This is a genomic window from Thalassovita sp. (assembly GCF_963691685.1).
Lineage (GTDB): Bacteria > Pseudomonadota > Alphaproteobacteria > Rhodobacterales > Rhodobacteraceae > Thalassobius.
Map to the genome: position 1 here is coordinate 287,802 of NZ_OY829290.1, position 21,335 is coordinate 309,136.

The following is a 21,335-nucleotide window of genomic DNA, read 5'->3' on the forward strand; positions in this document are numbered from 1 at the left end:
CAGGAAATCCCCGCCGAAATGCGGAAAGTGCCCGCCAAACAGCTGTTTGGGGCAAAGGCACAAGGATCGCAGCAGGCACCAAAACCCCATGGCGGCTACGCCAATGGCTGTATCGCCGGGGCAGAGGAACTGCCTGAAACTGGGCCCACTTGGCAAGCAATGCGGCTCAGCCGCAACCGCAATTGGGGCCATCCTGACACCATCGATTTTCTGAAAGACCTTTCAGCTAAGGCCGCCACCCTGCCGGGGTGGGAGGGGCTTTATATCGGTGACATCAGCCAACCAAGGGGCGGCCCGATGCTCAGCGGTCACCGCAGTCACCAATTGGGGCTGGATGCGGATATCTGGATGCTGCCGCCCACCCGTCTGGACCTGACGGTGGCGGAGCGGGAAAACATTTCCTCCATTTCGCTGCGCCGGGCTAAGGGCGCTTATGTGAACGGCTTCTGGACTGCCCAGCATCAAGAGGTGCTGAAAGCCGCGGCCTCTGACCCGCGGGTTGCCCGGATCTTTGTCTTCCCGGGCGCCAAGGTGCAGATGTGCAAAGATGCCAAAGGCGATCGCAGCTGGCTGCGCAAGATCCGGCCCTGGTGGGGGCATCACTATCATTTCCACGTGCGCCTCTCCTGCCCGAAGGGTGTGAAAGGCTGCAAAAACCAGGCGCCCATTCCTGCAGGCGATGGCTGTGAAGCAGCAGAAAGCTGGGTGCAGGACATTCTGAACCCGCCGCCCCCGCCGCCGGTTGATCCCAATGCGCCGAAACCCAAGCCCCGAAAAGAACTCACAATGGCGAGCTTGCCTGCCCAATGCGTAAACGTTTTGCAATCACGCTAGCGGCGCTGATCGGGCTGGCCTTCACGTTTGCGGGCAGTGCACAGACCTTTTCCAAGCTGCAGTTCGAATCGCGGGTTGTCTGGAAAGAAAAGTTTGCTGGTTTCGGTGGGCTGTCCGCGCTGGAACTGGCGGATAACGGCCGTGATTTTCTGGCGCTGACGGATCGGATGATCCTGCTGCAGGGGCGTCTGAGCCGCGAAAACGGCCGGATCTCCGGGGTGCAGCTGCTGCGCCATGAGCCGTTGAACCTGCCCAAGGGGATGACCCTGAAAGCGCGGCACCGCGATTCCGAAGGCCTGGCGTTGCGCCCGGATGGGACGCTGTTTGTCAGCACCGAACGGCTGAACCAGATCTGGCGGTATGAGCGCGCCTTTGGGGCCGCTAAACAGCTGCCGCAACACCCCGATTTTCGCAAGTTCTATGGCAATGCCGGGATGGAGGCACTGGCGATTGATCGGCGCGGTCAGATCTACACCGTGCCTGAATCCAGCCCGAGGAACCGCGATGGCCTGCCGCTTTATCGTTTGACGTCAAATGGATGGCAGATCCTATACTTCATCGAGCCGGTGGATGGCTTTGACCCTGTCGCGGCGGACTTTGGCCCGGATGGTAAGTTTTACCTGCTGGAGCGTAAGTTCAGCGGCATCGGCTTTCGCAGCCAGTTGCGCCGTTTTGACCTTGGCGCCTTTGACCCGGTTGGGGAGCGTCTGCTGACCACTGCTGTGGGTCGGCATGACAACCTTGAAGGCCTGTCCGTCTGGCGCGATGACGCCGGGCAGATCCGTCTGACGATGGTGGCGGATGATAACTTCAAGTTCTTTCAGACTAGCGAAATCGTCGAATATGTCCTGACGGAACCCAAGGCCCAAAGCGCCGTCAAACCCCTTGCCAAGCCGGTTGCGAGCCTTTAAACGCCGCCCGTCCCTTTATGAAAAAGGGGCCAAGTCGCCGCTACCTTGTCAAAACGGAAAACTGACATGAACAAATATCTCCCTGGCATTTTTGCCATGGCGGCCGTTGTTGTCGCCTCAAACATCCTGGTGCAATTCCTGTACGGCCAATGGCTGACCTGGGGCGCCTTTACCTATCCGATCGCATTCCTCGTCACTGACGTGATGAACCGCGTCTATGGCGTGGGCCCGGCCCGTCGCGTTGTTGTCGCCGGTTTCATCGTTGGCGTGATCTGTTCGCTCATCGGCACGCAGATCATGCTGCAGGGCGATGGCTACACCTACCCGGCGGTCACGCTGCGGGTGGCCATTGGATCCGGCACCGCCTTCCTGGTGGCACAGCTGACCGACGTTGCGATCTTCAACCGCCTGCGCGAAGGCGCATGGTGGCGGGCACCTCTGGCCTCGACTTTGATCGGCTCGTCGCTGGACACCGCGATTTTCTTCACCATTGCCTTCTCGGGCGCGCTGACCTTCATCGAGCCGGTCAATGATGTGTCCTGGGCCGGTGAAATGCTGCCGATGCTGGGCGCAGGTCCGGTTGCGCCGCTCTGGGTGTCGCTAGGTTTCGCGGACTGGTTGGTGAAACTGTCGCTGGCTTTGCTGGCACTTGTGCCATTTCGCATCATCGTGGGGTCGCTTACTGCACGCACCACATGATTTTGTTTTGACATTGAGCAAATCTGTGTCACGCTGAGGTTATCCAAAACTTCAGAAAGGAGGTGCTCTAGTGTCTAATGGGATCATGGAGAACGGTATCGGGACAATTCTGGAGGATCGGAGCTGAGGCAACCCTTGGCTTATGAGCCGCTGGAGTTGGTAGGAACCTAACCGGACCACCTCCTTCAACCCTTGGGGTCGGGCCTGTCACCAGGTGCGGCCCTTTTCTTTTGCCTCTCTTTCTTTTTGCGGCCGGATCGACGATTTAAGGCTCATGTTACGTGTCACCGACGAAATCAGCATCGCCGACTGGGAGTTGAGCGAACAGTTCATCCGGGCCTCGGGCCCCGGTGGGCAGAACGTCAATAAGGTCTCGACCGCGGTCGAATTGCGCTTTGAGGCTGAGCGGTCGCCCAATCTGCCCGGTCCTGTGAAGGCACGCCTGAAGCGGCTGGCGGGGCGGCGCTGGACCAAAGATGGTGCCGTAATCCTGTTTTGTGATGAAACCCGCAGTCAGGCGCGCAATCGCGATCTGGTGCGGGAACGGCTGGTGGAGCTGATCGAAAAAGCCACCCATCGCCCGAAACGCCGCATTCCCACCAAACCCACCAAGGGCAGCCAACGCCGCCGGATTGAGGCCAAGAAACAACGCGGTGAGGTCAAAGCCCTGCGCGGTAAGGTATCTGGCAGCGAATAAGCCCAGCTTGATCCGCGTGCAGCGTAGGTAAATCTACGGTCTGTTCCTGTTGCCGTCACAGGCGCATAGTGCCGGAATGCAAACATCCGTACTCGACAGTCGTTATTCCTGGGGTCGTTTGGCCCTGTCCCTGCTGATCGGTCTGATTGGCAATGTGGGGATGTGGGTGGTCATCATGGTGATGCCCGACATTCAGGCTGAGTTTAATCTGGAACGCGCCGAAGCATCCTACCCCTATGTCTGGACCATGGTCGGGTTTGCCCTTGGCAACTACCTGATTGGCCTGTTGGTGGATCGATACGGGATCGTTCGGGTCCTATCGGGGATGAGCCTTGTGATGGCCGCGGGCTTTGCCCTAGCCGCCATGACCCCAACGTTTTTCATCGTCTCGGTGCTGCATTTGCTGATTGGCTTGGGCACCGCGGCCAGTTTTGGGCCGTTGATTGCGGATATTTCGCTGTGGTTTGAGCGCCGGCGCGGCATAGCCATCGCGATCATCGCCAGTGCCAACTACCTGTCGGGTGCCTTCTGGCCGGTGGTGCTGTCGGGGCATCTGGCCAGTGACGGCTGGCGCGGTGTCTATATGGTGCTGGCGCTGATCATCGCTGTCTCCGTCCCGCCGCTGACGCTGCTGTTGCGCCGTCGTCTGCCCCTGTCAGAAATGTCTGCCGCTGTGGCCCAGGGTGCTGCTGCCGGGGGGATCGGTGGGCTGAGCCCGCGCCAGATTGCGCTGATCCTCGGCGTTGCCGGGATTGCCTGCTGCGTCGCGATGGCGATGCCTCAGGTGCATATCGTGGCGCTTTGTGTGGATCTGGGATTTGGTCCCGCGGTTGGGGCTGAGATGTTGTCGCTGATGTTGCTGGGCGGCGTGGCCTCGCGATTGATCTCGGGCCTGTTGGCGGATCAACTGGGGGGGATCCCCACCTTGTTGATCGGATCGGCTTTGCAAATGCTGGCGCTGTTTCTCTACCTGCCGTTTGACGGTCTGGTGTCCCTTTACGTGGTGTCGACGATCTTTGGCCTGGCACAGGGCGGCATTGTGCCCTCCTACGCCGTGATCGTGCGTGAGTTGATGCCGGCAAAAGAGGCCGGGCGCTGGGTGGGCTTTGTGATGATGTCGACCATTGTGGGTATGGCCTTTGGCGGTTGGCTGTCCGGGGTGATCTATGACGTCAGCGGCAGTTACCAACTGGCGTTCTGGAACGGCATTGTCTGGAACCTCGGCAACATCTTCATCATCACCTACATCTTCCTGTCAGCTCGGCGCGAGCGTCAAACCGTGCAGGCGTGACCTACTAAGACCCGCGCAAAAGAAAACCGGCCCGCGAAGGGGCCGGTTTCCAGTCATCGTATGTGTGCCGATCAGTCGGCGGTCAGCAGCGGGGGCTTGTCGCCCGCGATCTGCGCCTTTTTCGGCCCTTCGATCCGCAGATCCAGCTCGCCATCTTTGATGCCGACCTTGACGACGCCGCCTTTGGTCAGCTTGCCAAACAGCAGCTCCTCGGCCAGCGGCTTTTTCAGGTGTTCCTGAATGACACGGCCCAGCGGGCGGGCGCCCATCTTATCGTCATAGCCCTTATCCCCCAGCCATTCGGCGGCGGGGCGGGTCAGTTCGATCTGCACGTTGCGGTCCATCAGCTGGGCCTCAAGCTGCAGCACAAACTTCTCAACGATCTGCAAGATCACCTCTTTCGGCAGCGCGCCGAAGCTGACAACAGCATCCAGACGGTTGCGGAATTCCGGGGTAAAGGTCCGTTCAATCGCGGCGGTATCCTCACCCTCACGGCGGTCACGGCCAAAGCCGATGGCAGCTTTTGACATTTCCGCAGCACCTGCGTTGGAGGTCATGATCAGGATCACATTGCGGAAGTCCACAGTGCGGCCATTGTGATCGGTCAGCTTGCCGTGGTCCATCACCTGCAACAGGATGTTGTAGACATCCGGGTGGGCTTTTTCGATTTCATCGAGCAACAGCACACAATGCGGATGCTGGTCCACACCGTCGGTCAGCATGCCACCCTGATCAAAGCCAACATAGCCCGGAGGGGCACCGATCAGACGTGACACTGCGTGTTTCTCCATGTACTCGGACATGTCAAAGCGCAGCAGTTCCACACCCAGCTGATCGGCCAGCTGTTTGGCCACCTCGGTTTTACCCACACCGGTCGGGCCGGCGAAGAGGTAGTTGCCGATGGGTTTTTCAGGTTCACGCAGACCGGCACGGGCCAGTTTGATGGCGCTCGACAGGGCTTCGATGGCCGGATCCTGACCGAAGACAACGCGTTTCAGCGATTTCTCCAGATCTTTCAGCACCTCAGCATCGTTTTTCGAGACGTTCTTCGGCGGGATGCGGGCGATCTTGGCCACAACGCCTTCGATCTCTTTCACGCCGATGGTTTTGCGGCGCTTGCTTTCCGGCACCAGATGCTGGGCAGCGCCCGCTTCGTCAATGACGTCAATCGCCTTATCGGGCAGTTTGCGGTCATTGATATAGCGCGACGATAGTTCAACAGCGGTTTTGATCGCATCATTGGTGAACTTGATGCCGTGGTGATCCTCAAAGTAAGGCTTCAGACCTTTCAGGATCTTGATCGAATCCTCGACCGACGGCTCATTCACGTCGATTTTCTGGAAACGACGGCTGAGCGCGCGATCTTTTTCAAAGTGCTGACGGAACTCTTTATAGGTGGTGGAGCCCATGCAGCGCAGCTTGCCGCCCTGCAGCGCAGGTTTCAGCAGGTTTGAGGCATCCATTGCCCCACCCGAGGTGGCGCCAGCCCCAATCACAGTGTGAATTTCGTCAATGAACAGCACGGCATCGGGATGCTCTTCCAGCTCGGTCATGACGGCCTTCAGGCGTTCCTCAAAGTCACCGCGATAGCGGGTGCCGGCCAGCAAGGCGCCCATGTCGAGCGAATAGATGGTGGTGTTTGACAGAACCTCAGGGGTTTCGCCGGCCACAACCTTGCGCGCCAGACCTTCCGCAATGGCGGTTTTACCAACACCGGGATCGCCCACCAGCAGCGGGTTGTTCTTGCGGCGGCGGCACAGCACCTGAATGCAGCGCTCCACCTCATGGGTGCGGCCGATCAGCGGGTCGATGTCACCCTTCTGCGACTTTTCATTGAGGTTCACACAGTATTTGCCAAGCGCGGATTCTTTCGGATCCACGGTTTCCGCGCTGCCCATATCGCCATGCAGGCTTTCCTCGGTGCTTTCTTCGGCACCGCTGACTGGGCGTGCTTCACCGTAGGAGGGATCTTTGGCAACGCCATGGGCGATGAAGTTCACCGCATCATACCGTGTCATGTCCTGTTCCTGCAGGAAGTAGGCGGCGTTGGATTCACGTTCGGCAAAGATCGCAACCAGCACATTGGCGCCGGTCACTTCGGTGCGGCCCGAGCTTTGGACGTGGATGGCGGCGCGCTGGATCACCCGCTGGAAGGCGGCGGTCGGCACAGCCTCGGAGCCTTCGACGTCGGTGACCAGGTTGCTGAGATCATCGTCAATGAATTCGACCAGCGTGCTGCGCAGGTCTTCGGTGTCTACCGAGCAAGCTTTGAGAACACGCATCGCGTCCGGCTCATCGATCAACGCTAACAGCAGATGCTCCAGCGTTGCGAATTCGTGTTTGCGCGCGTTGGCCAGGGCCAGGGCTGCGTGAATCGCCTGTTCCAGCGTGTTCGAGAATGAAGGCACAGTTAGCGCTCCTTCCTGATTTGGGTCGAAAGACCGTGAAGTGCGGTGTCCTCTACTCTAACGACCATAACTCTATACTGTTAAAGTTTGGTCGATATGGCTGGGGCTTCAAGTCTTTTCTACCGGTAAACCTTAGTTATTCGTCTTTTGCCGATCCGCAGGGCAGGAATTCAGAAGTTGTCTTTACGTTTTCTGATCTCCGCAAATACTGCACTAGGCTCTGCATCGATCATGCCAACCGAAGCCCGAACTGCCGGATCATTGCAGCGCAGGAAAGGGTTTGTTGACAATTCTTCTGACAACAGGCTGGGAACGGTTGGTTCACCCTTCGCACGGGCCTGTTCAACTTGCTCTAAACGAGAGATAAGGGCTGGATTGTCAGGGTCAATGGTTGCCGCGAATTTGCCGTTGGATTGCGTGTACTCATGGCCTGAACAAACCACCGTATCGCCCGGCAGATCAGCCAGCTTGGACAGGCTGTCATACATCTGATCCGGCGTGCCCTCAAACAGGCGGCCACATCCCAGCGCCATCAGGCTGTCAGCGGTGAAGACCAGCTTGGAGCCTGCAAAATAAAAGGCCAGATGGCCAATCGTGTGCCCCGAGACATCCATCACCTGCATCTCTTCGCCGCACAGCACCATCCGGTCCCCTTCGGCGACGGCCACATCCAGTTTGGGCAGGCGATGACTGTCGGCTTCGGCCCCGATCACTTTTGCGGGATGATCGCGCAACAAGGGTTCCAGACCGTCGACATGATCCCAGTGGTGATGGGTCAGCAACACATGTGTCAGGTGCCAACCCCGCTCTTTCAGCGCCGCATCGATCGGTCCCGGCTCGGGCACATCCACCAGCGCGGTCTCACCGCTTTCCGCATCATGGATGAGGTAGGCGTAGTTGTCGGCAAGGGAGGGGATGGTCACAAGCTCAAGAGGCATGGCGTTTCCTTCGGTGATCGCTATGGTGAAACCAGAGTGGCGGATCAGAGGGCCGGCTGCAATGCATCTTGATGTACAGGATCTGCGCAATTTCTATTACCGCAGCACGCTGGGGCGTGCGGCGCAGAAAGCGGTGCGCGATCAATTGGTCCGTCTTTGGCCTGAAGCCAAGGGGCAGACCGTGGTCGGCTTTGGCTTCGCCGTGCCGCTGCTCAGGCCTTATATCGCTGAGGCGCGCCGGGTTACTGGGTTGATGCCGGGGCCGCAGGGGGTGATGCCCTGGCCAACGGGCATGCCCAATATGGCGGTGCTATGTGAAGAGGTGAACTGGCCGGTGGACACCGGTCATGTCGACAAGCTGGTGGTGATGCACGGGTTGGAAACTAGTGAACAACCCTCCAGTCTGCTCGAGGAATGTTTCCGTGTGCTGGGGCCGGGCGGCAAGGCGATGTTCATCGTGCCGAATCGCGGCGGCATGTGGTCGCGCAGCGATCGCACCCCCTTTGGCTATGGCCGCCCCTACACGCTCAGCCAGCTGGAGGCGCAACTGAAGTATCACCAGTTCAGCATAGAACGGCATGAATTCGGCCTCTACCAGCCGCCCTCCCAACGCCGGTTCTGGCGCAAAACCGGCCAGATGCTGGAACAGTTGGGGCATTCGGTCTCAATGATTGCTGCCGGCGGCGTGATCATGGTTGAGGTGTCCAAACGCACACCCGCGCCAATGGGGCCAGGCCTGAAAGAGGCTGTCAGCCGCCCCTTGCGCATCCTGACACCAAACCCATCTAAAGAGGTAAAGCCGATTTAAGATTTGAGCACTTTTGCCAATCATACGGTCAAGGAAGCGTCAATCCTTATGTGTTCAGCCGTTAGGCCACTAGCATCAGGAAGTAAGACATGCACAAAACTAGTTTCTGAGCTAAATGGTAATGTTACTTCCACAAGGATCGCAGAGCTATCGCTTGCTGGATCAAACTCTATCTCAAAGCCAACGATCTCAGACCCTGTCTCGTCAAAGAATTCTGATGTCAACAGCATTACATCTTCGGACGGGTCGAAATCTGTGACTGTCGCAACCTGTAATGGCGCGTCAGACGAATAGGCATCTTGTAGATCAAATCCCAAGTTAATTTGGTCGCTGCCTTGCCCGCCGGTGATCGTCGCTTCTTCAAAGTAACTGGCCCAATCGTTTGCGAGTATGTCCATGGCTAAATTGATCGTGTCATCGCCATCTCCTCCGTCCAGCCTTGAATTCGGGCCGCCGTAGATCAAGTCCGAGCCATCATTTCCCTCCAGAACCGAAATGAAAAAGCCTGAGGTATCTGTTACCGCGAGCGTGTCGTCTCCATCGCCGCCGTACAGGTTGCTGTTATATCCGCTTTCTAGAGAGTCGTTTCCTTCATCACCGTAAAGGTCACTAAATCCCGCTGTGGTGATCACGTCATCGCCTTGATCGCCGTGTGCATCAAAAAAGGTGTCGCCAATGATAGTGTCATTTCCTTCACCAGCCTCGACAAAAACGTCAAACTGCCCTTCAATCAGGTCGTCCCCAGCGAGGCCGGCTATCTGCGTGCCATTGTTATGTTCCGATACCAGATGGTCGTCTAGTTCAGTTCCGACGACGTCAAAATCTGCATACGGATCAACGGGCGTGGATGTATCTTCCAATGTGGGATCAATGAGATCTTCAATCAAACTGCCCGATGATGGAGTGAACGTTTCATTTTCTGGTAATTCTTCGGAGGTGTCTGAAGTTGATATTAAAGCATCTAACACAAGAGATGCTGCGTATGTTCCGGTCATCGAAAGAATTAGTACTGTTAACATCCTCGGATCCTATTTTTGTGATCTTGGTCGGTAAAAGGATTGTGTGATAAATGGGTTTGGTTGCGCTGAGTTGGGAGTTTCAACTCCAAACAGCATATCGCGACCATGATTTCGCGCAATGGCGCGGCAATGATCTTATATGAAAAGCTGGTCGTTTGCTGGAAAAATGGGGTATTCGGTCTCGATGATCGCAGCGGGCGCTGCGGTCAGGGTCGAGGCCACCAAACGTGTGCAGGCCGTTACCGGCCCGGGCCTGAAAGAGGCCGTCAGCCGCCCCTTGCGCATCCTGACCCCGAACCCATCTAAAGAGGTAAAGCCGATCTGAGACCAATCGGATTGGCTGGGTCTGCAGCGATTGTTGCGCCCGTGCCACGGTTTTATGTCTGCGCCTATTGGGTTTCAGCCTGTCGATTTCCGCTGGGGAATCGAAAAACATGTGGAGAAGTGGTCGCTTTTTGTGACCGATTTGCGCCGCAAAGCGTCGCACCATGTGTAACTGCATGAAAACATGCGGTATTCTTTTGCATGCAGAGTTTTCACAACAGGTTGATAGGTTGCGGTTGCTCTGCTACACCCACGCCGATTTCGATACTTAGGCGGGAGTCTAAGGTCTAAACGCCCCCGTGACGGTTCCGTATGCGCCGGACCGGGGCCATAAAAGTCGGAAGGGTGGACGTGTCCGAACCAGCTTCGATCTCCTCAGGCATTGCCGCGCGCTATGCCACCGCAATCTTCGAGATTGCCAAAGAGAGCAATGCTCTTGGCAACCTTGAACCGAATGTCGCCGATCTTACCGCAGCCCTGGAGGCCAGCGAAGAGCTGCGCGGGCTGATCAGCTCGCCGCTGGTGTCGCGTGACGAACAAGAAAAGGCAATCGCCGCCGTGTCCCAGAAAATGGGTCTCGAAACTGTCCTGAAGGACGGTCTGGCGTTGATGGCGCAGAAGCGCCGTCTTTTCGTGCTGCCCCAGCTGCTGACCCAGCTGTCTGCCCTGATCTCGGAAGAGAAGGGTGAGGTAACCGCCGAGGTGACCAGCGCGAAAGCCCTGACCAAGACCCAGTCTGAGAAACTGTCCAAGACTCTGGCTGCGCGTGTTGGCAAAACCGTGAAAATCAATGCGACCGTTGATGAAGAACTCATCGGCGGTCTTGTCGTTAAAGTGGGCTCGAAGATGATCGACACCTCGATCCGCTCCAAGCTCAACTCCCTCCAGAATGCAATGAAAGAGGTCGGATAAATGGGTATCCAAGCTGCAGAGATTTCTGCGATCCTGAAGGACCAGATCAAAAACTTCGGTCAGGAAGCCGAAGTTGCTGAGGTTGGTCGCGTGCTCTCCGTCGGTGACGGTATTGCCCGCGTCTATGGCCTCGACAACATCCAGGCTGGTGAAATGGTTGAATTCCCCGGTGGTATCCGCGGGATGGCGCTGAACCTGGAAGCCGACAACGTTGGTGTCGTTATCTTCGGTACCGACCGTGACATTAAAGAAGGCGACACCGTTAAGCGCACCAACTCGATCGTTGACGTGCCTGCCGGTGAAGGTCTGCTGGGCCGCGTTGTTGACGGTCTGGGCAACCCGCTGGACGGCAAAGGTCCGATCGAAGCGGTTGAGCGTCGCATCGCCGACCAGAAAGCCCCGGGCATCATCCCGCGTAAATCGGTTCACGAGCCGATGGCAACCGGCCTGAAATCGGTTGACGCGATGATCCCAATTGGCCGTGGCCAGCGTGAGCTGATCATTGGTGACCGTCAGACCGGTAAAACCGCCGTTGCTCTGGACGCGATCCTGAACCAGAAATCCTACAACGACGCCGCCGGCGACGATGAGAGCAAGAAACTGTACTGCGTTTACGTGGCAGTTGGTCAGAAACGCTCGACCGTTGCTCAGCTGGTGAAGAAGCTGGAAGAAACCGGCGCGATTGAATACTCGATCGTTGTTGCTGCTACCGCTTCGGACCCTGCGCCGATGCAGTTCCTGGCACCCTATGCCGCAACCGCGATGGCCGAATACTTCCGTGACAACGGCAAGCACGCGCTGATCATCTATGATGACCTGTCCAAACAGGCTGTGTCCTATCGTCAGATGTCGCTGCTGCTGCGTCGTCCGCCGGGCCGTGAAGCCTATCCTGGTGACGTTTTCTACCTCCACTCGCGTCTGCTGGAGCGTTCGGCAAAGCTGAACGAAGATCACGGCGCAGGCTCGCTGACCGCGCTGCCGATCATTGAAACTCAGGGCGGCGACGTTTCGGCGTTTATTCCGACCAACGTGATCTCGATCACCGACGGTCAGATCTTCCTGGAAACCGAACTGTTCTACCAGGGTATCCGCCCTGCAGTGAACACCGGTCTGTCGGTATCGCGTGTGGGCTCCTCGGCTCAGACCAAAGCGATGTCGTCGGTTGCCGGTCCGGTTAAACTGTCGCTGGCTCAGTACCGCGAAATGGCGGCCTTTGCTCAGTTTGGTTCCGACCTGGATGCCTCGACCCAGCAGCTGCTGGCCCGTGGTGCCCGTCTGACCGAGCTGATGAAGCAGCCGCAGTACTCGCCACTGACCAACGCCGAGATTGTTTGCATGATCTTCGCAGGCACCAACGGCTACCTGGACAAAATCGAAGTAAGCGACGTTGCACGCTACGAAGCGGGCCTGCTGGCGCATCTGCGCGGCAAGCACGCCGACCTGCTGGCCGACATCACCGACAACGACCGTAAGGTTAAAGGTGAGCTGGCCGACAAAGTCAAAGCCGCGCTGGACGAATTCGCAGCTGACTTCGCTTAAGGGGAGATAAGGCAATGCCGAGTCTCAAGGACCTAAAAATTCGGATCGAGAGTGTGAAGAACACTCGTAAGATCACCAAGGCCATGCAGATGGTTGCCGCGGCGAAACTTCGCCGCGCGCAGGATGCTGCAGAAGCCGCGCGTCCCTACGCAGAACGGTTCAACGCCGTTCTGGGTGGGCTGGCAGCTTCGGTTGGCACCTCCGGCAGCGCTCCTAAGCTGCTGGCGGGCACCGGTTCCGACCAGGTGCAGCTCTTGGTGGTCATGACGGCAGAGCGTGGCCTCTGCGGTGGCTTCAACAGCTCGATCGCCAAACTGGCACGCGCCAAAGCCGATGAGCTGATCGCTCAGGGCAAGACGGTCAAGATCCTGACCGTTGGTAAAAAAGGCCGTGAGCAGATGAAACGTGACCTGGGCGACTATTTCATCGGCCATGTCGATCTGTCCGAGGTGAAAAACGTCGGTTACGTCAACGCACAGGACCTCGCACGCGATCTGCTGACGCGCTTTGATGCCGGTGAGTTTGACGTGGCAACGATCTTCTACAACCGCTTCCAGTCGGTGATCTCTCAGATCCCGACCGCGCAGCAAGTCATCCCGGCCTCGTTTGAGGATCAGGAAGATGCTGGTGAAGGTAGCCTGTATGACTACGAACCGGACGAAGAGGCCATCCTGGCTGACCTTCTGCCGCGCGGCGTAGCCACGCAGATCTTCTCGGCGCTGCTTGAAAACGGTGCATCCGAACAGGGCGCGCGGATGTCCGCAATGGACAACGCAACCCGGAACGCGGGTGAGATGATCGACAAGCTGACCATCGAGTATAACCGCTCGCGTCAGGCCGTCATCACCAGCGAACTTATCGAAATTATCTCGGGCGCTGAGGCGCTCTAAGAGAACGGAGACGAAATAATGGCAAACGCAAAAGGCAAAATCACTCAGGTGATCGGCGCCGTTGTGGACGTACAGTTCGAAGACGAACTGCCGCCGATCCTTAACGCACTGAACACCGACAACAACGGTAAGAACCTGGTTCTGGAAGTGGCCCAGCACCTGGGTGAGAACACCGTTCGTACCATCGCTATGGACGCGACCGAAGGTCTGGTTCGTGGTCAGGAAGTTGTCGACACCAACGGCCCGATCTCGGTTCCGGTTGGTAACGCGACCCTGGGCCGCATCCTGAACGTTGTAGGTGAGCCCGTTGACGAGCAGGGCCCGGTAAACGCGGACGAAACCCGCGCCATCCACCAGCCTGCCCCGGAATTCGCAGAACAGTCGACCGAGTCGGAAGTTCTGGTGACCGGTATTAAGGTTATCGACCTGCTGGCCCCCTACGCTAAGGGTGGTAAAATTGGTCTGTTCGGCGGCGCCGGTGTTGGCAAAACCGTTCTGATCATGGAGCTGATCAACAACATCGCAAAAGTACACTCGGGTTTCTCGGTGTTCGCAGGTGTTGGTGAGCGTACCCGTGAAGGGAACGACCTCTACCACGAGATGATCGAATCCAACGTTATTAAGCCTGACAACCTGGAAGAATCGCAGGTTGCGCTGGTGTACGGCCAGATGAACGAACCTCCGGGTGCACGTGCACGTGTTGCTCTGACCGGTCTGACCCTGGCAGAACAGTTCCGTGATCAGTCCGGTACCGACGTTCTGTTCTTCGTGGACAACATCTTCCGCTTCACCCAGGCAGGTTCTGAGGTTTCGGCGCTTCTGGGCCGTATTCCTTCGGCGGTGGGCTACCAGCCGACCCTGGCAACCGACATGGGCGCGATGCAGGAACGCATCACCTCGACCAAGAACGGCTCGATCACCTCGATCCAGGCGGTTTACGTACCTGCGGACGACCTTACCGACCCCGCACCGGCAACCACCTTTGCTCACTTGGACGCAACCACCGTTCTGAACCGTGCGATCTCCGAGCTGGGCATCTACCCGGCTGTTGACCCGCTCGACTCCTCGTCGCGCCTGATGGACCCGTCGGTTGTTGGTGAAGAGCACTACAAGGTGGCCTTCGAGGTTCAGGGTATCCTCCAGCGCTACAAGTCGCTGCAGGACATCATCGCGATCCTCGGCATGGACGAACTGTCGGAAGAAGACAAACTGACCGTTGCCCGTGCCCGTAAGATCCAGCGTTTCCTGTCGCAGCCGTTCGACGTTGCGAAAGTGTTCACCGGCTCGGACGGTGTTCAGGTTTCCCTGGAAGACACCATCGCGTCGTTCAAAGCTGTTGTGGCTGGCGAATACGACCACCTGCCCGAAGCGGCCTTCTACATGGTTGGCGGCATCGACGAAGTGATCGCAAAAGCCGAGAAAATGGCCGCGGAAGCAGCTTAATCGTAACCCGGAAGGAGGCCATTCATGGCTGATACAGTCCAATTTGATCTCGTCTCTCCTGAGCGCAAACTTGCGTCTCTGGTTGCGGAGCAGGTGCAGATCCCGGGTGCAAGTGGTGACCTAACAGCGATGGCCGGCCATGAGCCGACCATCCTTACCCTGCGTCCCGGTCTGGTGACCGCGTCTGGCGCATCGGGTGAGGAAGTCTATTTCGTCACCGGCGGTTTCGCAGAGCTGTCGTCGGAGTCGATTTCGGTCCTGGCCGAAATGGCTGTGCCGAAGGCAGAGGTGACACAGGAAATCGTGTCGGATCTTCTGGGCAAGGCTCAGGCAGCGCATGACGCGGCTGAGGTCGATAACCATCACGAAACCCACAAGCTTGTGGCGGACCTGATGCACATCGCCGAAGATCTCGGGTTCCACACCAACCTGTAAACGCGCAGGATGAGACACATTCAAAAGGCCCTGTTCTCCGGAACGGGGCCTTTTTTCGTGTTTTGGTTGACCTGAGGGGAGGGGCCTGCGCTATCAAAGGGTTATGAAAAAGATTAACAGCAACATCATCGGCATCGATCAGGGTGAGGAAACGCTTTTCTCCGACTTTGAAAATGGCGGTGATATGTGGACCGGGGAAGGCAGCCGCGAACGTCGCGCCACCGTCCGGTTTTCAGAACGGTTTCGCGAACCGCCCAATGTGATGGTTTCTGTCTCACTGTGGGACGTGGACTATTCCACCAACATTCGGGCGGATGTTGAGGCTGAAAGCATTTCAAAAGGCCAGTTTGAGATTGTCTTCCGCACCTGGGGCAACACCCGCATGGCCCGCGCACGGGTCGGCTGGATGGCCATAGGCGCCGTGGATGACGACGATCACTGGGATATCCCCTAAGCCGCCCCTGTGGCCGCTGCGGAAATGAAAAGGGCGCCTGAGAGGCGCCCTTCGTTGTGTCTAGCTGTTCACCCAATCACGCGGGGAACTGACCTTCGTAGATCGGCTCCAGCGTTTCGGTCTCAAACAGCGAGGAGACCGAGGTGCCGCTCCAGATGTTGAGGATCGACTGCGCAAACATCGGCGCGGTCGGCAGGATGCGGATGTTGGGGCAGGCTTTCACAGCTTCGGTCGGCTGGATCGAGTCGGTGATCACCAGCGACTTCATGACCGAGTTGGTCACGCGCTCAACCGCGGGGCCCGACATTACTCCGTGTGAGATATAGGCATGTACCTCGGTTGCGCCGTGCTCCAGCAGAACCTCAGCCGCTTTGCACAGGGTGCCGGCAGTGTCACACATGTCGTCGACGATGATACATTTCTTGCCGGTCACATCACCGATGACGGTCATCTCAGCAACTTCACCGGGCTTCTCACGGCGTTTGTCGACGATCGACAGCGGCGCGTTGATACGCTTGGCCAGTTCGCGGGCACGGGCCACGCCACCCACATCGGGGGATACGACCATTACGTCGCTCAGGCTGCCTGCGAACTTCTCTTTGATGTCCAGCGCAAAGATTGGCGAGGCATAGAGGTTATCCACGGGGATATCGAAGAAGCCCTGGATCTGCGCCGCGTGCAGGTCCAGCGTCAGGATCCGTTCGATGCCAGCCTCAACCAGCATGTTGGCAACCAGCTTGGCCGAGATCGGCGTGCGTGCCTTGGTGCGGCGGTCCTGACGGGCATAGCCAAAGTAAGGGATCACTGCGGTGATCCGGCTGGCCGAGGAGCGGCGCAGCGCATCGGCCATGATCAGCAGCTCCATCAAGTTGTCGTTGGCCGGGTTTGACGTCGGCTGGATGATGAACATGTCCTCACCGCGGACATTTTCAAACACTTCAACGAAGATTTCGCCGTCGTTGAAGCGTTCCACCCGGGCGTCTACCAGACCCAAGCTGGTGCCGCGATGCATCGACATCCGGCGTGAGATGGATTTGGCCAGCGGCAGGTTTGCATTGCCGGAAATCAGTTTCGGTTCGTTGATGGAGGGCATATCGACAGTTCCCCAAGATTTGGTCGAGATGACAGATTCGTAACGTTGACACCGCTTAGCACTTCGATACGCTCAATCAAAGCTATGCCGACGAAAGGGCGCACAGATGCCGCACATTGATTACTATTTCACAACCGTTTCCCCGTATGCGTACCTTGTGGGCCCCCGTCTGGAGGAGATCGCGCAGCGCCGTGGCGCCACCGTGACCTATAAGCCCGTCGATCTGATCTCCACCTTTGGCCGTACGGGCGGTGTACCGCTGCCGGAACGCCACCCAGCGCGTGTAGAATACCGCGCGCAGGAGCTGCCCCGACAGGCGCGTCGATTGAACATGCCTTTCAATCTGAAGCCCGCCCATTGGCCGGTCAACCCTGCACCGTCGGCCTATGCCATCATTGCCGCACAAAAGGCAGGTGGCGGCAACCTGCCATTGCTGGTGCACCGCCTGCTGGCCAGCTGCTGGGCCGAGGAAAAGGACGTCTCACAGGATGATGTGATCAAGGCCTGTCTGGCTGAGGCTGACTTTGATCCGGGTCTTGCGGACAGCGGCCTGTTGACTGGGGCCGAGATCTACGCCGCCAATCTGGAAGAGGCGGTTGCGGCAGGTGTCTTTGGTTCCCCCTTCTTTATCTGCGACAGCGGGCAGAAGTTCTGGGGTCAGGACCGTCTTGATGATCTGGACGCGCACCTTGGGGGCGACATCTAAGTGACCTCTACAGAATTGCGGGGCGGCTTCCCCACCTTCGCGCGCCATTTTGGTGTGTCAGAACCGGGCGCGCGTCAGGCATTGATGATCCATTGTTCGATGGCGCATTCCGGCGCAATGGCCGGTCTGGCGGCCGGTCTGGCGGACATGCTGTCGATGACGGCCTTTGATCTGCCCGGACATGGGCACAGTGGTGACTGGGACGGCAGTGCTCCGTTGCAGCGTCAGACAGTCGATATGGCGCTGGATTTCCTTGAGGGTCCGACGGATCTGATCGGTCATTCTTTTGGCGGCACGGTGGCCCTGCGGCTGGCCTGTGAACGGCCGGATTTGGTGCGTTCGCTCACCTTGATTGAACCGGTGTTCTTTGCGGCCGCCTATGCCGATCATCCGGGCCTTCTAGACCAACATGGCGCCGAGATGGGCGCGCTGGCCGAGGCCATTGAAGCGGGGGATCGTGAAACCGCAGCGCGGCTGTTCCTGCGCGAATGGGGCAATGGTATGCGATGGGCGGATCTGTCCGAACAGATGCGCCAGAAAGCGATGGAACAGATTCATCTGATCACCGCAGCCCATGATGAGATTGGGCTAGATAGCGCTGGTGTGCTGTCCTCTGGCGCGGTGGAACGGCTCAAGGTGCCGACCCTGCTGATCGCAGGCGCAAACTCACCGCATTATGTTGAGAAGATCAACACAGCGCTGGCCCGCCGTATCGACGGGGCGATTAGCGAGGTGATTGATGGGGCTGGCCATATGGTGGCCATTTCCCACGCGCCGCAGGTGGCTGCGGTTATACGGCCGTTTCTGGCAGCGCAGGGCTAGGTGCAGAGATTGGTGGGCCATGCGGCCCACCAGCATGGCTTAGGCGTTAAACGCGGCCAGCAGGGCATCTACGCCCTCGGCACCGATGGACCAATCGGCCACAAAGCGGGCCAGCAGCATCTCCTCAGGGTCGTCACCTTCCAGCTCACCGGACATGATGTAATAGTAAGCCCCGGCCTCAAACGCCTTCTTGTGCAGGCGGCGCGGCAGTTCGGCGAAGAACAGGTTGGCCTCTGGCGTGGTGGTGAAATTCACGCCGTCAATCGCCCGCATCCCTTCGGCCAGACGGGCACAGCTGTCATTGGCCTGCCGTGCGGTTTCCAGCCACAGATCGCCCTCCAGATAGCCCAGCATCTGGGCCGACAGATAACGGTGTTTGGAAAACAGATGCGCGCCCCGTTTGCGGCGCAGTTCGAATTCCCAGGCCAGCGACGGGTCAAAGAGGACAACAGCCTCCACCCCCATGCAGCCGTTTTTGGTGCCGCCAAAGCTGACGGCATCAATGCCTGCTTTCCAGGTCATTTCAGCGGCCGAGCAGCCCAGCGTGATCATCGCGTTGGTGAAACGGGCACCGTCCAGATGGCTGGACATGCCGTATTCCTTGGCAACAGCGGTCAGCGCTTGGATTTCGTCCAGCGTGTAGACATGGCCCAATTCGGTCACCTGAGTGATCGACAGCGGCCCCCGCTGCGGACCGTGCACGCCGCGGTTTTCCTCCAGCAGGATGGAGGTGCGCAGGGCCTCCGGCGTCATCTTGTCCCCTTCGCCCACCAGCGTCAGCTTGGCGCCGCCGGAATAGAACTCGGGCGCGTTGCATTCATCTTCATGGATATGCGCGCGGGTCGAGCAAAAGATCGTCTCCCAGGGTTTGCACATGGTCGCCAGCGCCAGCGAATTGGCGGCCGTGCCCGTGGGCACCAGATAAACGGCGGCCTCAGGGGCTTCAAAGATCTCGCGCACCATGTCGCGCACGCGGTCCATTTCAGCATCGGCGCCATAGCCTACGCGGTAGCCTTCGTTTGCAGCCGTCAGAGCCTGCATGATCTGCGGGTGGACCGGTCCCCCGTTATCGGACGCAAAAAACATCAGATTGGTTCCTCAATTATGTGGTCTTCCCACTCGTCATCATCGACCTCGAACTCTGGCACTGTTCGCCCCCGCATGGAAACCCCTGCTTTGTGCACACTCTCAGGGTCACCGGTTTTCAGCGGGTGCCAATCGGGCAGGGGGCGGCCATTCCACAGCAGCTTGTAAGCGCAGGTTTTCGGCATCCAGTAGAGGTTTTCCTCCATGTTGTCGGGGCTCAGCACGATGCATTCCGGCACAAAGTTGTGGCGGATCGGGTATTGGCTGCACTGGCAGGTCTGATCGTCCAGCAGGCGGCAGGCCACATTGGTCAGCGCCACTTGTCCGGTGTCCTCATCCTCCAGCTTGTTCAGGCAGCATTTGCCACAGCCATCACACAGCGCCTCCCACTCGGGACGGGTCATCTTGGTGAGGGGGACCTTTTCCCAGAAGTTTTTGCGCAGGTTCAGCGGCATCACAGCGCCGCCAGAATGTCGCGTGCTTTGGCGCAGTCCGCGTCCATTTGCGCAATCAGCGCCTCAAGGCTGTCGAACTTTTCCTCGGGGCGCAGGTAGTCGACCAGACCAACCGAGATCTGCGCGCCGTAAAGGTCGCCGGAGAAATCAAAGATGAAAGTTTCAAGGTTGGGTTTGTTTTCCCCAAACATCGGCCGCACGCCCAGCGACGCGGCACCGTGGTAGCTGCCGGCATGCGGGCCATCCAGCACGTCGATCAGCACGGCATAAACCCCCAGCTTGGGGCGGTGCAGCCCGTCGATTGACATGTTTGCAGTGGGGTAGCCCAGTTCACGGCCACGCTGATCGCCGCCGATCACCTCACCGTCCATTCGGTGCCAATGGCCCAGCATGGCCTGCGCATCACGCGGCCGTCCGTCGCTCAGCGCCTCGCGGATCGCGGTGGAGGAGACTTCGCCCTTATGGCCATGCAACAGCTCAGCCACGGTGACGCCAAAGCCCATGTCGGTGCCAAAGCGTTTCAGATCCTCGACGGACCCGGCGCGACCTTTGCCGAAACAGAAATCTGCGCCCACGACCACGTGGGTCAGGCCCAGACCATCCACGATGACCTTGCTGGCAAATTCTTCAGGCGTCAGGGCCGAAAGCGTGGCGTTGAATGGCAGTTCATAGAGGCGTTCCACCCCCAGCTTGTCCAACCGATGAGCGCGCGCTTCGGGGCTCATCAGGCGGAAGGCCGGGGCCTTCGGGGCAAAGAACTGGCGCGGGTGCGGTTCAAAACTCATCACCCCCAGCGGCACACCGCTGTCCGCAGCAATGGCGCGGGTGAGGTCAATCACCGACTGGTGGCCCAGATGGACCCCGTCGAAATTCCCAATGGCCGCAGCAGCGCCGCGGTCCTCTTCGGTGACAAAGCTGTAGTCTCGGATGATACGCATGGGGCATGGGGTATCTGCCCTCTGCGTCGGGATCAAGCGTGATGTTTCGGTGCAGGATCGCACTGTCGGGCACCGAGATGCCCGATGCCTCAATCCAGCTTCTTGGAGGGGGCCAGAACGGTCGCGTGGCCCTTGAGCACCGGCTTGCCATCCACAAGGCAGCGGCAGTCCAGTTCGACCCGGCGCTTTTTCATGTCGATGTCGGTGACTTCCACCTCGGCCAGCACCATATCGTTTGGCCGCACCGGGGCCATGAACTTCAGCGATTGCCCCATGTAGATGGTGCCATGACCGGGCAGTTGTTCGCCAATCACCGCCGAGATCAGCCCCGCGGTCAGCATGCCATGGGCGATGCGGCCACCAAAGATGGTGTCTTTGGCATAGGCCTCATCCATATGCACCGGATTATGGTCGGTCGAGACGCGGGCGAACATCTCAATATCTTCATCGGTGACGACCTTGCGCAGTGAACGGCTCATGCCCACTTCCAGATCTTCGATGTAGATGGTGCCGCGTGGCATGTTATCCAACATATGACCCTCCATAAGAATCGAGTGCGTAATTTTCGGACCTTGGGGCGCGAAAAGTTGCAACTTTATTACTTCGCAGTTGCAGAAAATCAAGCCCTAATGT

Annotated in this window: 23 protein-coding genes; 15 read left to right on the plus strand and 8 right to left on the minus strand. The window is 58.5% G+C overall.

Features of this window, described 5'->3' with window-relative positions:
- The first annotated feature begins 18 nt into the window (after positions 1 to 18).
- The 5 genes from mepA (at position 19) to ACORLH_RS01290 (ending at position 4,432) form a co-directional block, all read left to right on the plus strand.
- A complete protein-coding gene (gene mepA, locus ACORLH_RS01270; RefSeq protein ID WP_321832752.1) occupies positions 19 to 834 on the plus strand; it encodes a penicillin-insensitive murein endopeptidase in 816 nt (271 codons plus the stop codon).
- Complete coding sequence (locus ACORLH_RS01275; protein WP_321830807.1) at positions 807 to 1,745, plus strand: esterase-like activity of phytase family protein; 939 nt, start codon at positions 807 to 809, stop codon at positions 1,743 to 1,745. Before mepA ends, ACORLH_RS01275 begins: the two co-directional genes overlap by 28 nt.
- A gap of 66 nt (positions 1,746 to 1,811) precedes the next feature.
- On the plus strand, positions 1,812 to 2,444 hold the full coding sequence (locus ACORLH_RS01280) for a queuosine precursor transporter (RefSeq protein WP_321830808.1): 633 nt from the start codon (positions 1,812 to 1,814) through the stop codon (positions 2,442 to 2,444).
- A gap of 274 nt (positions 2,445 to 2,718) precedes the next feature.
- Positions 2,719 to 3,141 carry an alternative ribosome rescue aminoacyl-tRNA hydrolase ArfB gene (gene arfB, locus ACORLH_RS01285; RefSeq protein ID WP_321830809.1) on the plus strand — a complete coding sequence of 141 codons (423 nt, stop codon included), beginning with the start codon at positions 2,719 to 2,721 and terminating at the stop codon, positions 3,139 to 3,141.
- Between the two features lie 76 nt (positions 3,142 to 3,217).
- Positions 3,218 to 4,432, plus strand: a complete 1,215-nt coding sequence (locus ACORLH_RS01290; protein WP_321830810.1) for a CynX/NimT family MFS transporter — start codon at positions 3,218 to 3,220, stop codon at positions 4,430 to 4,432.
- 71 nt (positions 4,433 to 4,503) lie between these two features.
- Here ACORLH_RS01290 and clpA read toward each other — a convergent pair whose 3' ends face one another.
- Both clpA and gloB read right to left on the minus strand, forming a co-directional pair.
- Positions 4,504 to 6,840 (minus strand): ATP-dependent Clp protease ATP-binding subunit ClpA, encoded by a 2,337-nt coding sequence (clpA, locus tag ACORLH_RS01295; RefSeq protein ID WP_321830811.1) that lies wholly within the window; start codon positions 6,838 to 6,840, stop codon positions 4,504 to 4,506.
- Positions 6,841 to 7,010: 170 nt separating this feature from the next.
- A complete protein-coding gene (gene gloB / locus ACORLH_RS01300; RefSeq protein ID WP_321830812.1) occupies positions 7,011 to 7,778 on the minus strand; it encodes a hydroxyacylglutathione hydrolase in 768 nt (255 codons plus the stop codon).
- Positions 7,779 to 7,839: 61 nt separating this feature from the next.
- Between gloB and ACORLH_RS01305 the strand changes: the two genes are divergently transcribed.
- Positions 7,840 to 8,586, plus strand: coding sequence for a methyltransferase domain-containing protein (locus ACORLH_RS01305; RefSeq protein ID WP_058260808.1), 747 nt, complete (start codon positions 7,840 to 7,842; stop codon positions 8,584 to 8,586).
- A 20-nt stretch (positions 8,587 to 8,606) separates the two neighbouring features.
- Here the strand turns inward: ACORLH_RS01305 and ACORLH_RS01310 are convergent, their stop codons facing one another.
- Complete coding sequence (locus ACORLH_RS01310; RefSeq protein WP_321830813.1) at positions 8,607 to 9,605, minus strand: hypothetical protein; 999 nt, start codon at positions 9,603 to 9,605, stop codon at positions 8,607 to 8,609.
- 139 nt (positions 9,606 to 9,744) lie between these two features.
- Here ACORLH_RS01310 and ACORLH_RS01315 point away from each other — a divergent pair, with 139 nt between their 5' ends.
- The 7 genes from ACORLH_RS01315 to ACORLH_RS01345 all read left to right on the plus strand — a co-directional run bounded on the left by ACORLH_RS01315 (position 9,745) and on the right by ACORLH_RS01345 (position 15,602).
- On the plus strand, positions 9,745 to 9,930 hold the full coding sequence (locus tag ACORLH_RS01315) for a hypothetical protein (protein ID WP_321830814.1): 186 nt from the start codon (positions 9,745 to 9,747) through the stop codon (positions 9,928 to 9,930).
- Positions 9,931 to 10,280: 350 nt separating this feature from the next.
- On the plus strand, positions 10,281 to 10,841 hold the full coding sequence (locus ACORLH_RS01320) for a F0F1 ATP synthase subunit delta (RefSeq protein ID WP_321830815.1): 561 nt from the start codon (positions 10,281 to 10,283) through the stop codon (positions 10,839 to 10,841).
- Complete coding sequence (atpA, locus tag ACORLH_RS01325) at positions 10,842 to 12,380, plus strand: F0F1 ATP synthase subunit alpha (protein WP_058245330.1); 1,539 nt, start codon at positions 10,842 to 10,844, stop codon at positions 12,378 to 12,380.
- 14 nt (positions 12,381 to 12,394) lie between these two features.
- Positions 12,395 to 13,270: a F0F1 ATP synthase subunit gamma gene (locus ACORLH_RS01330; protein ID WP_321830816.1), complete on the plus strand. Its 876-nt coding sequence runs from the start codon at positions 12,395 to 12,397 to the stop codon at positions 13,268 to 13,270.
- An 18-nt stretch (positions 13,271 to 13,288) separates the two neighbouring features.
- Positions 13,289 to 14,713: a F0F1 ATP synthase subunit beta gene (gene atpD, locus ACORLH_RS01335; protein ID WP_321830817.1), complete on the plus strand. Its 1,425-nt coding sequence runs from the start codon at positions 13,289 to 13,291 to the stop codon at positions 14,711 to 14,713.
- 24 nt (positions 14,714 to 14,737) lie between these two features.
- A complete protein-coding gene (locus tag ACORLH_RS01340) occupies positions 14,738 to 15,148 on the plus strand; it encodes a F0F1 ATP synthase subunit epsilon (RefSeq protein WP_321830818.1) in 411 nt (136 codons plus the stop codon).
- Positions 15,149 to 15,251: 103 nt separating this feature from the next.
- Positions 15,252 to 15,602: an H-type lectin domain-containing protein gene (locus ACORLH_RS01345; protein WP_321830819.1), complete on the plus strand. Its 351-nt coding sequence runs from the start codon at positions 15,252 to 15,254 to the stop codon at positions 15,600 to 15,602.
- A gap of 76 nt (positions 15,603 to 15,678) precedes the next feature.
- On the opposite strand, the gene ACORLH_RS01350 is transcribed toward ACORLH_RS01345, so the two are convergent.
- Complete coding sequence (locus tag ACORLH_RS01350) at positions 15,679 to 16,695, minus strand: ribose-phosphate pyrophosphokinase (protein ID WP_321830820.1); 1,017 nt, start codon at positions 16,693 to 16,695, stop codon at positions 15,679 to 15,681.
- 106 nt (positions 16,696 to 16,801) lie between these two features.
- Between ACORLH_RS01350 and ACORLH_RS01355 the strand changes: the two genes are divergently transcribed.
- Both ACORLH_RS01355 and ACORLH_RS01360 read left to right on the plus strand, forming a co-directional pair.
- The gene (locus ACORLH_RS01355; protein WP_058245324.1) at positions 16,802 to 17,401 is read left to right on the plus strand and encodes a 2-hydroxychromene-2-carboxylate isomerase; all 600 of its coding nucleotides are present in this window, start codon (positions 16,802 to 16,804) and stop codon (positions 17,399 to 17,401) included.
- The gene (locus tag ACORLH_RS01360) at positions 17,402 to 18,223 is read left to right on the plus strand and encodes an alpha/beta hydrolase (RefSeq protein ID WP_321830821.1); all 822 of its coding nucleotides are present in this window, start codon (positions 17,402 to 17,404) and stop codon (positions 18,221 to 18,223) included. It begins immediately after the preceding gene.
- A 39-nt stretch (positions 18,224 to 18,262) separates the two neighbouring features.
- On the opposite strand, the gene ACORLH_RS01365 is transcribed toward ACORLH_RS01360, so the two are convergent.
- The 4 genes from ACORLH_RS01365 to ACORLH_RS01380 form a co-directional block, all read right to left on the minus strand.
- Positions 18,263 to 19,309 carry a threonine aldolase family protein gene (locus ACORLH_RS01365; protein ID WP_321830822.1) on the minus strand — a complete coding sequence of 349 codons (1,047 nt, stop codon included), beginning with the start codon at positions 19,307 to 19,309 and terminating at the stop codon, positions 18,263 to 18,265.
- Positions 19,309 to 19,764, minus strand: coding sequence for a YcgN family cysteine cluster protein (locus ACORLH_RS01370; protein ID WP_321830823.1), 456 nt, complete (start codon positions 19,762 to 19,764; stop codon positions 19,309 to 19,311). The genes ACORLH_RS01365 and ACORLH_RS01370 overlap by 1 nt, the downstream gene beginning before the upstream one ends.
- Positions 19,764 to 20,702 carry a bifunctional riboflavin kinase/FAD synthetase gene (locus tag ACORLH_RS01375; protein WP_321830824.1) on the minus strand — a complete coding sequence of 313 codons (939 nt, stop codon included), beginning with the start codon at positions 20,700 to 20,702 and terminating at the stop codon, positions 19,764 to 19,766. Before ACORLH_RS01375 ends, ACORLH_RS01370 begins: the two co-directional genes overlap by 1 nt.
- Before the next feature lie 89 nt (positions 20,703 to 20,791).
- Complete coding sequence (locus tag ACORLH_RS01380; RefSeq protein WP_321830825.1) at positions 20,792 to 21,235, minus strand: MaoC family dehydratase; 444 nt, start codon at positions 21,233 to 21,235, stop codon at positions 20,792 to 20,794.
- Positions 21,236 to 21,335: the final 100 nt, after the last annotated feature.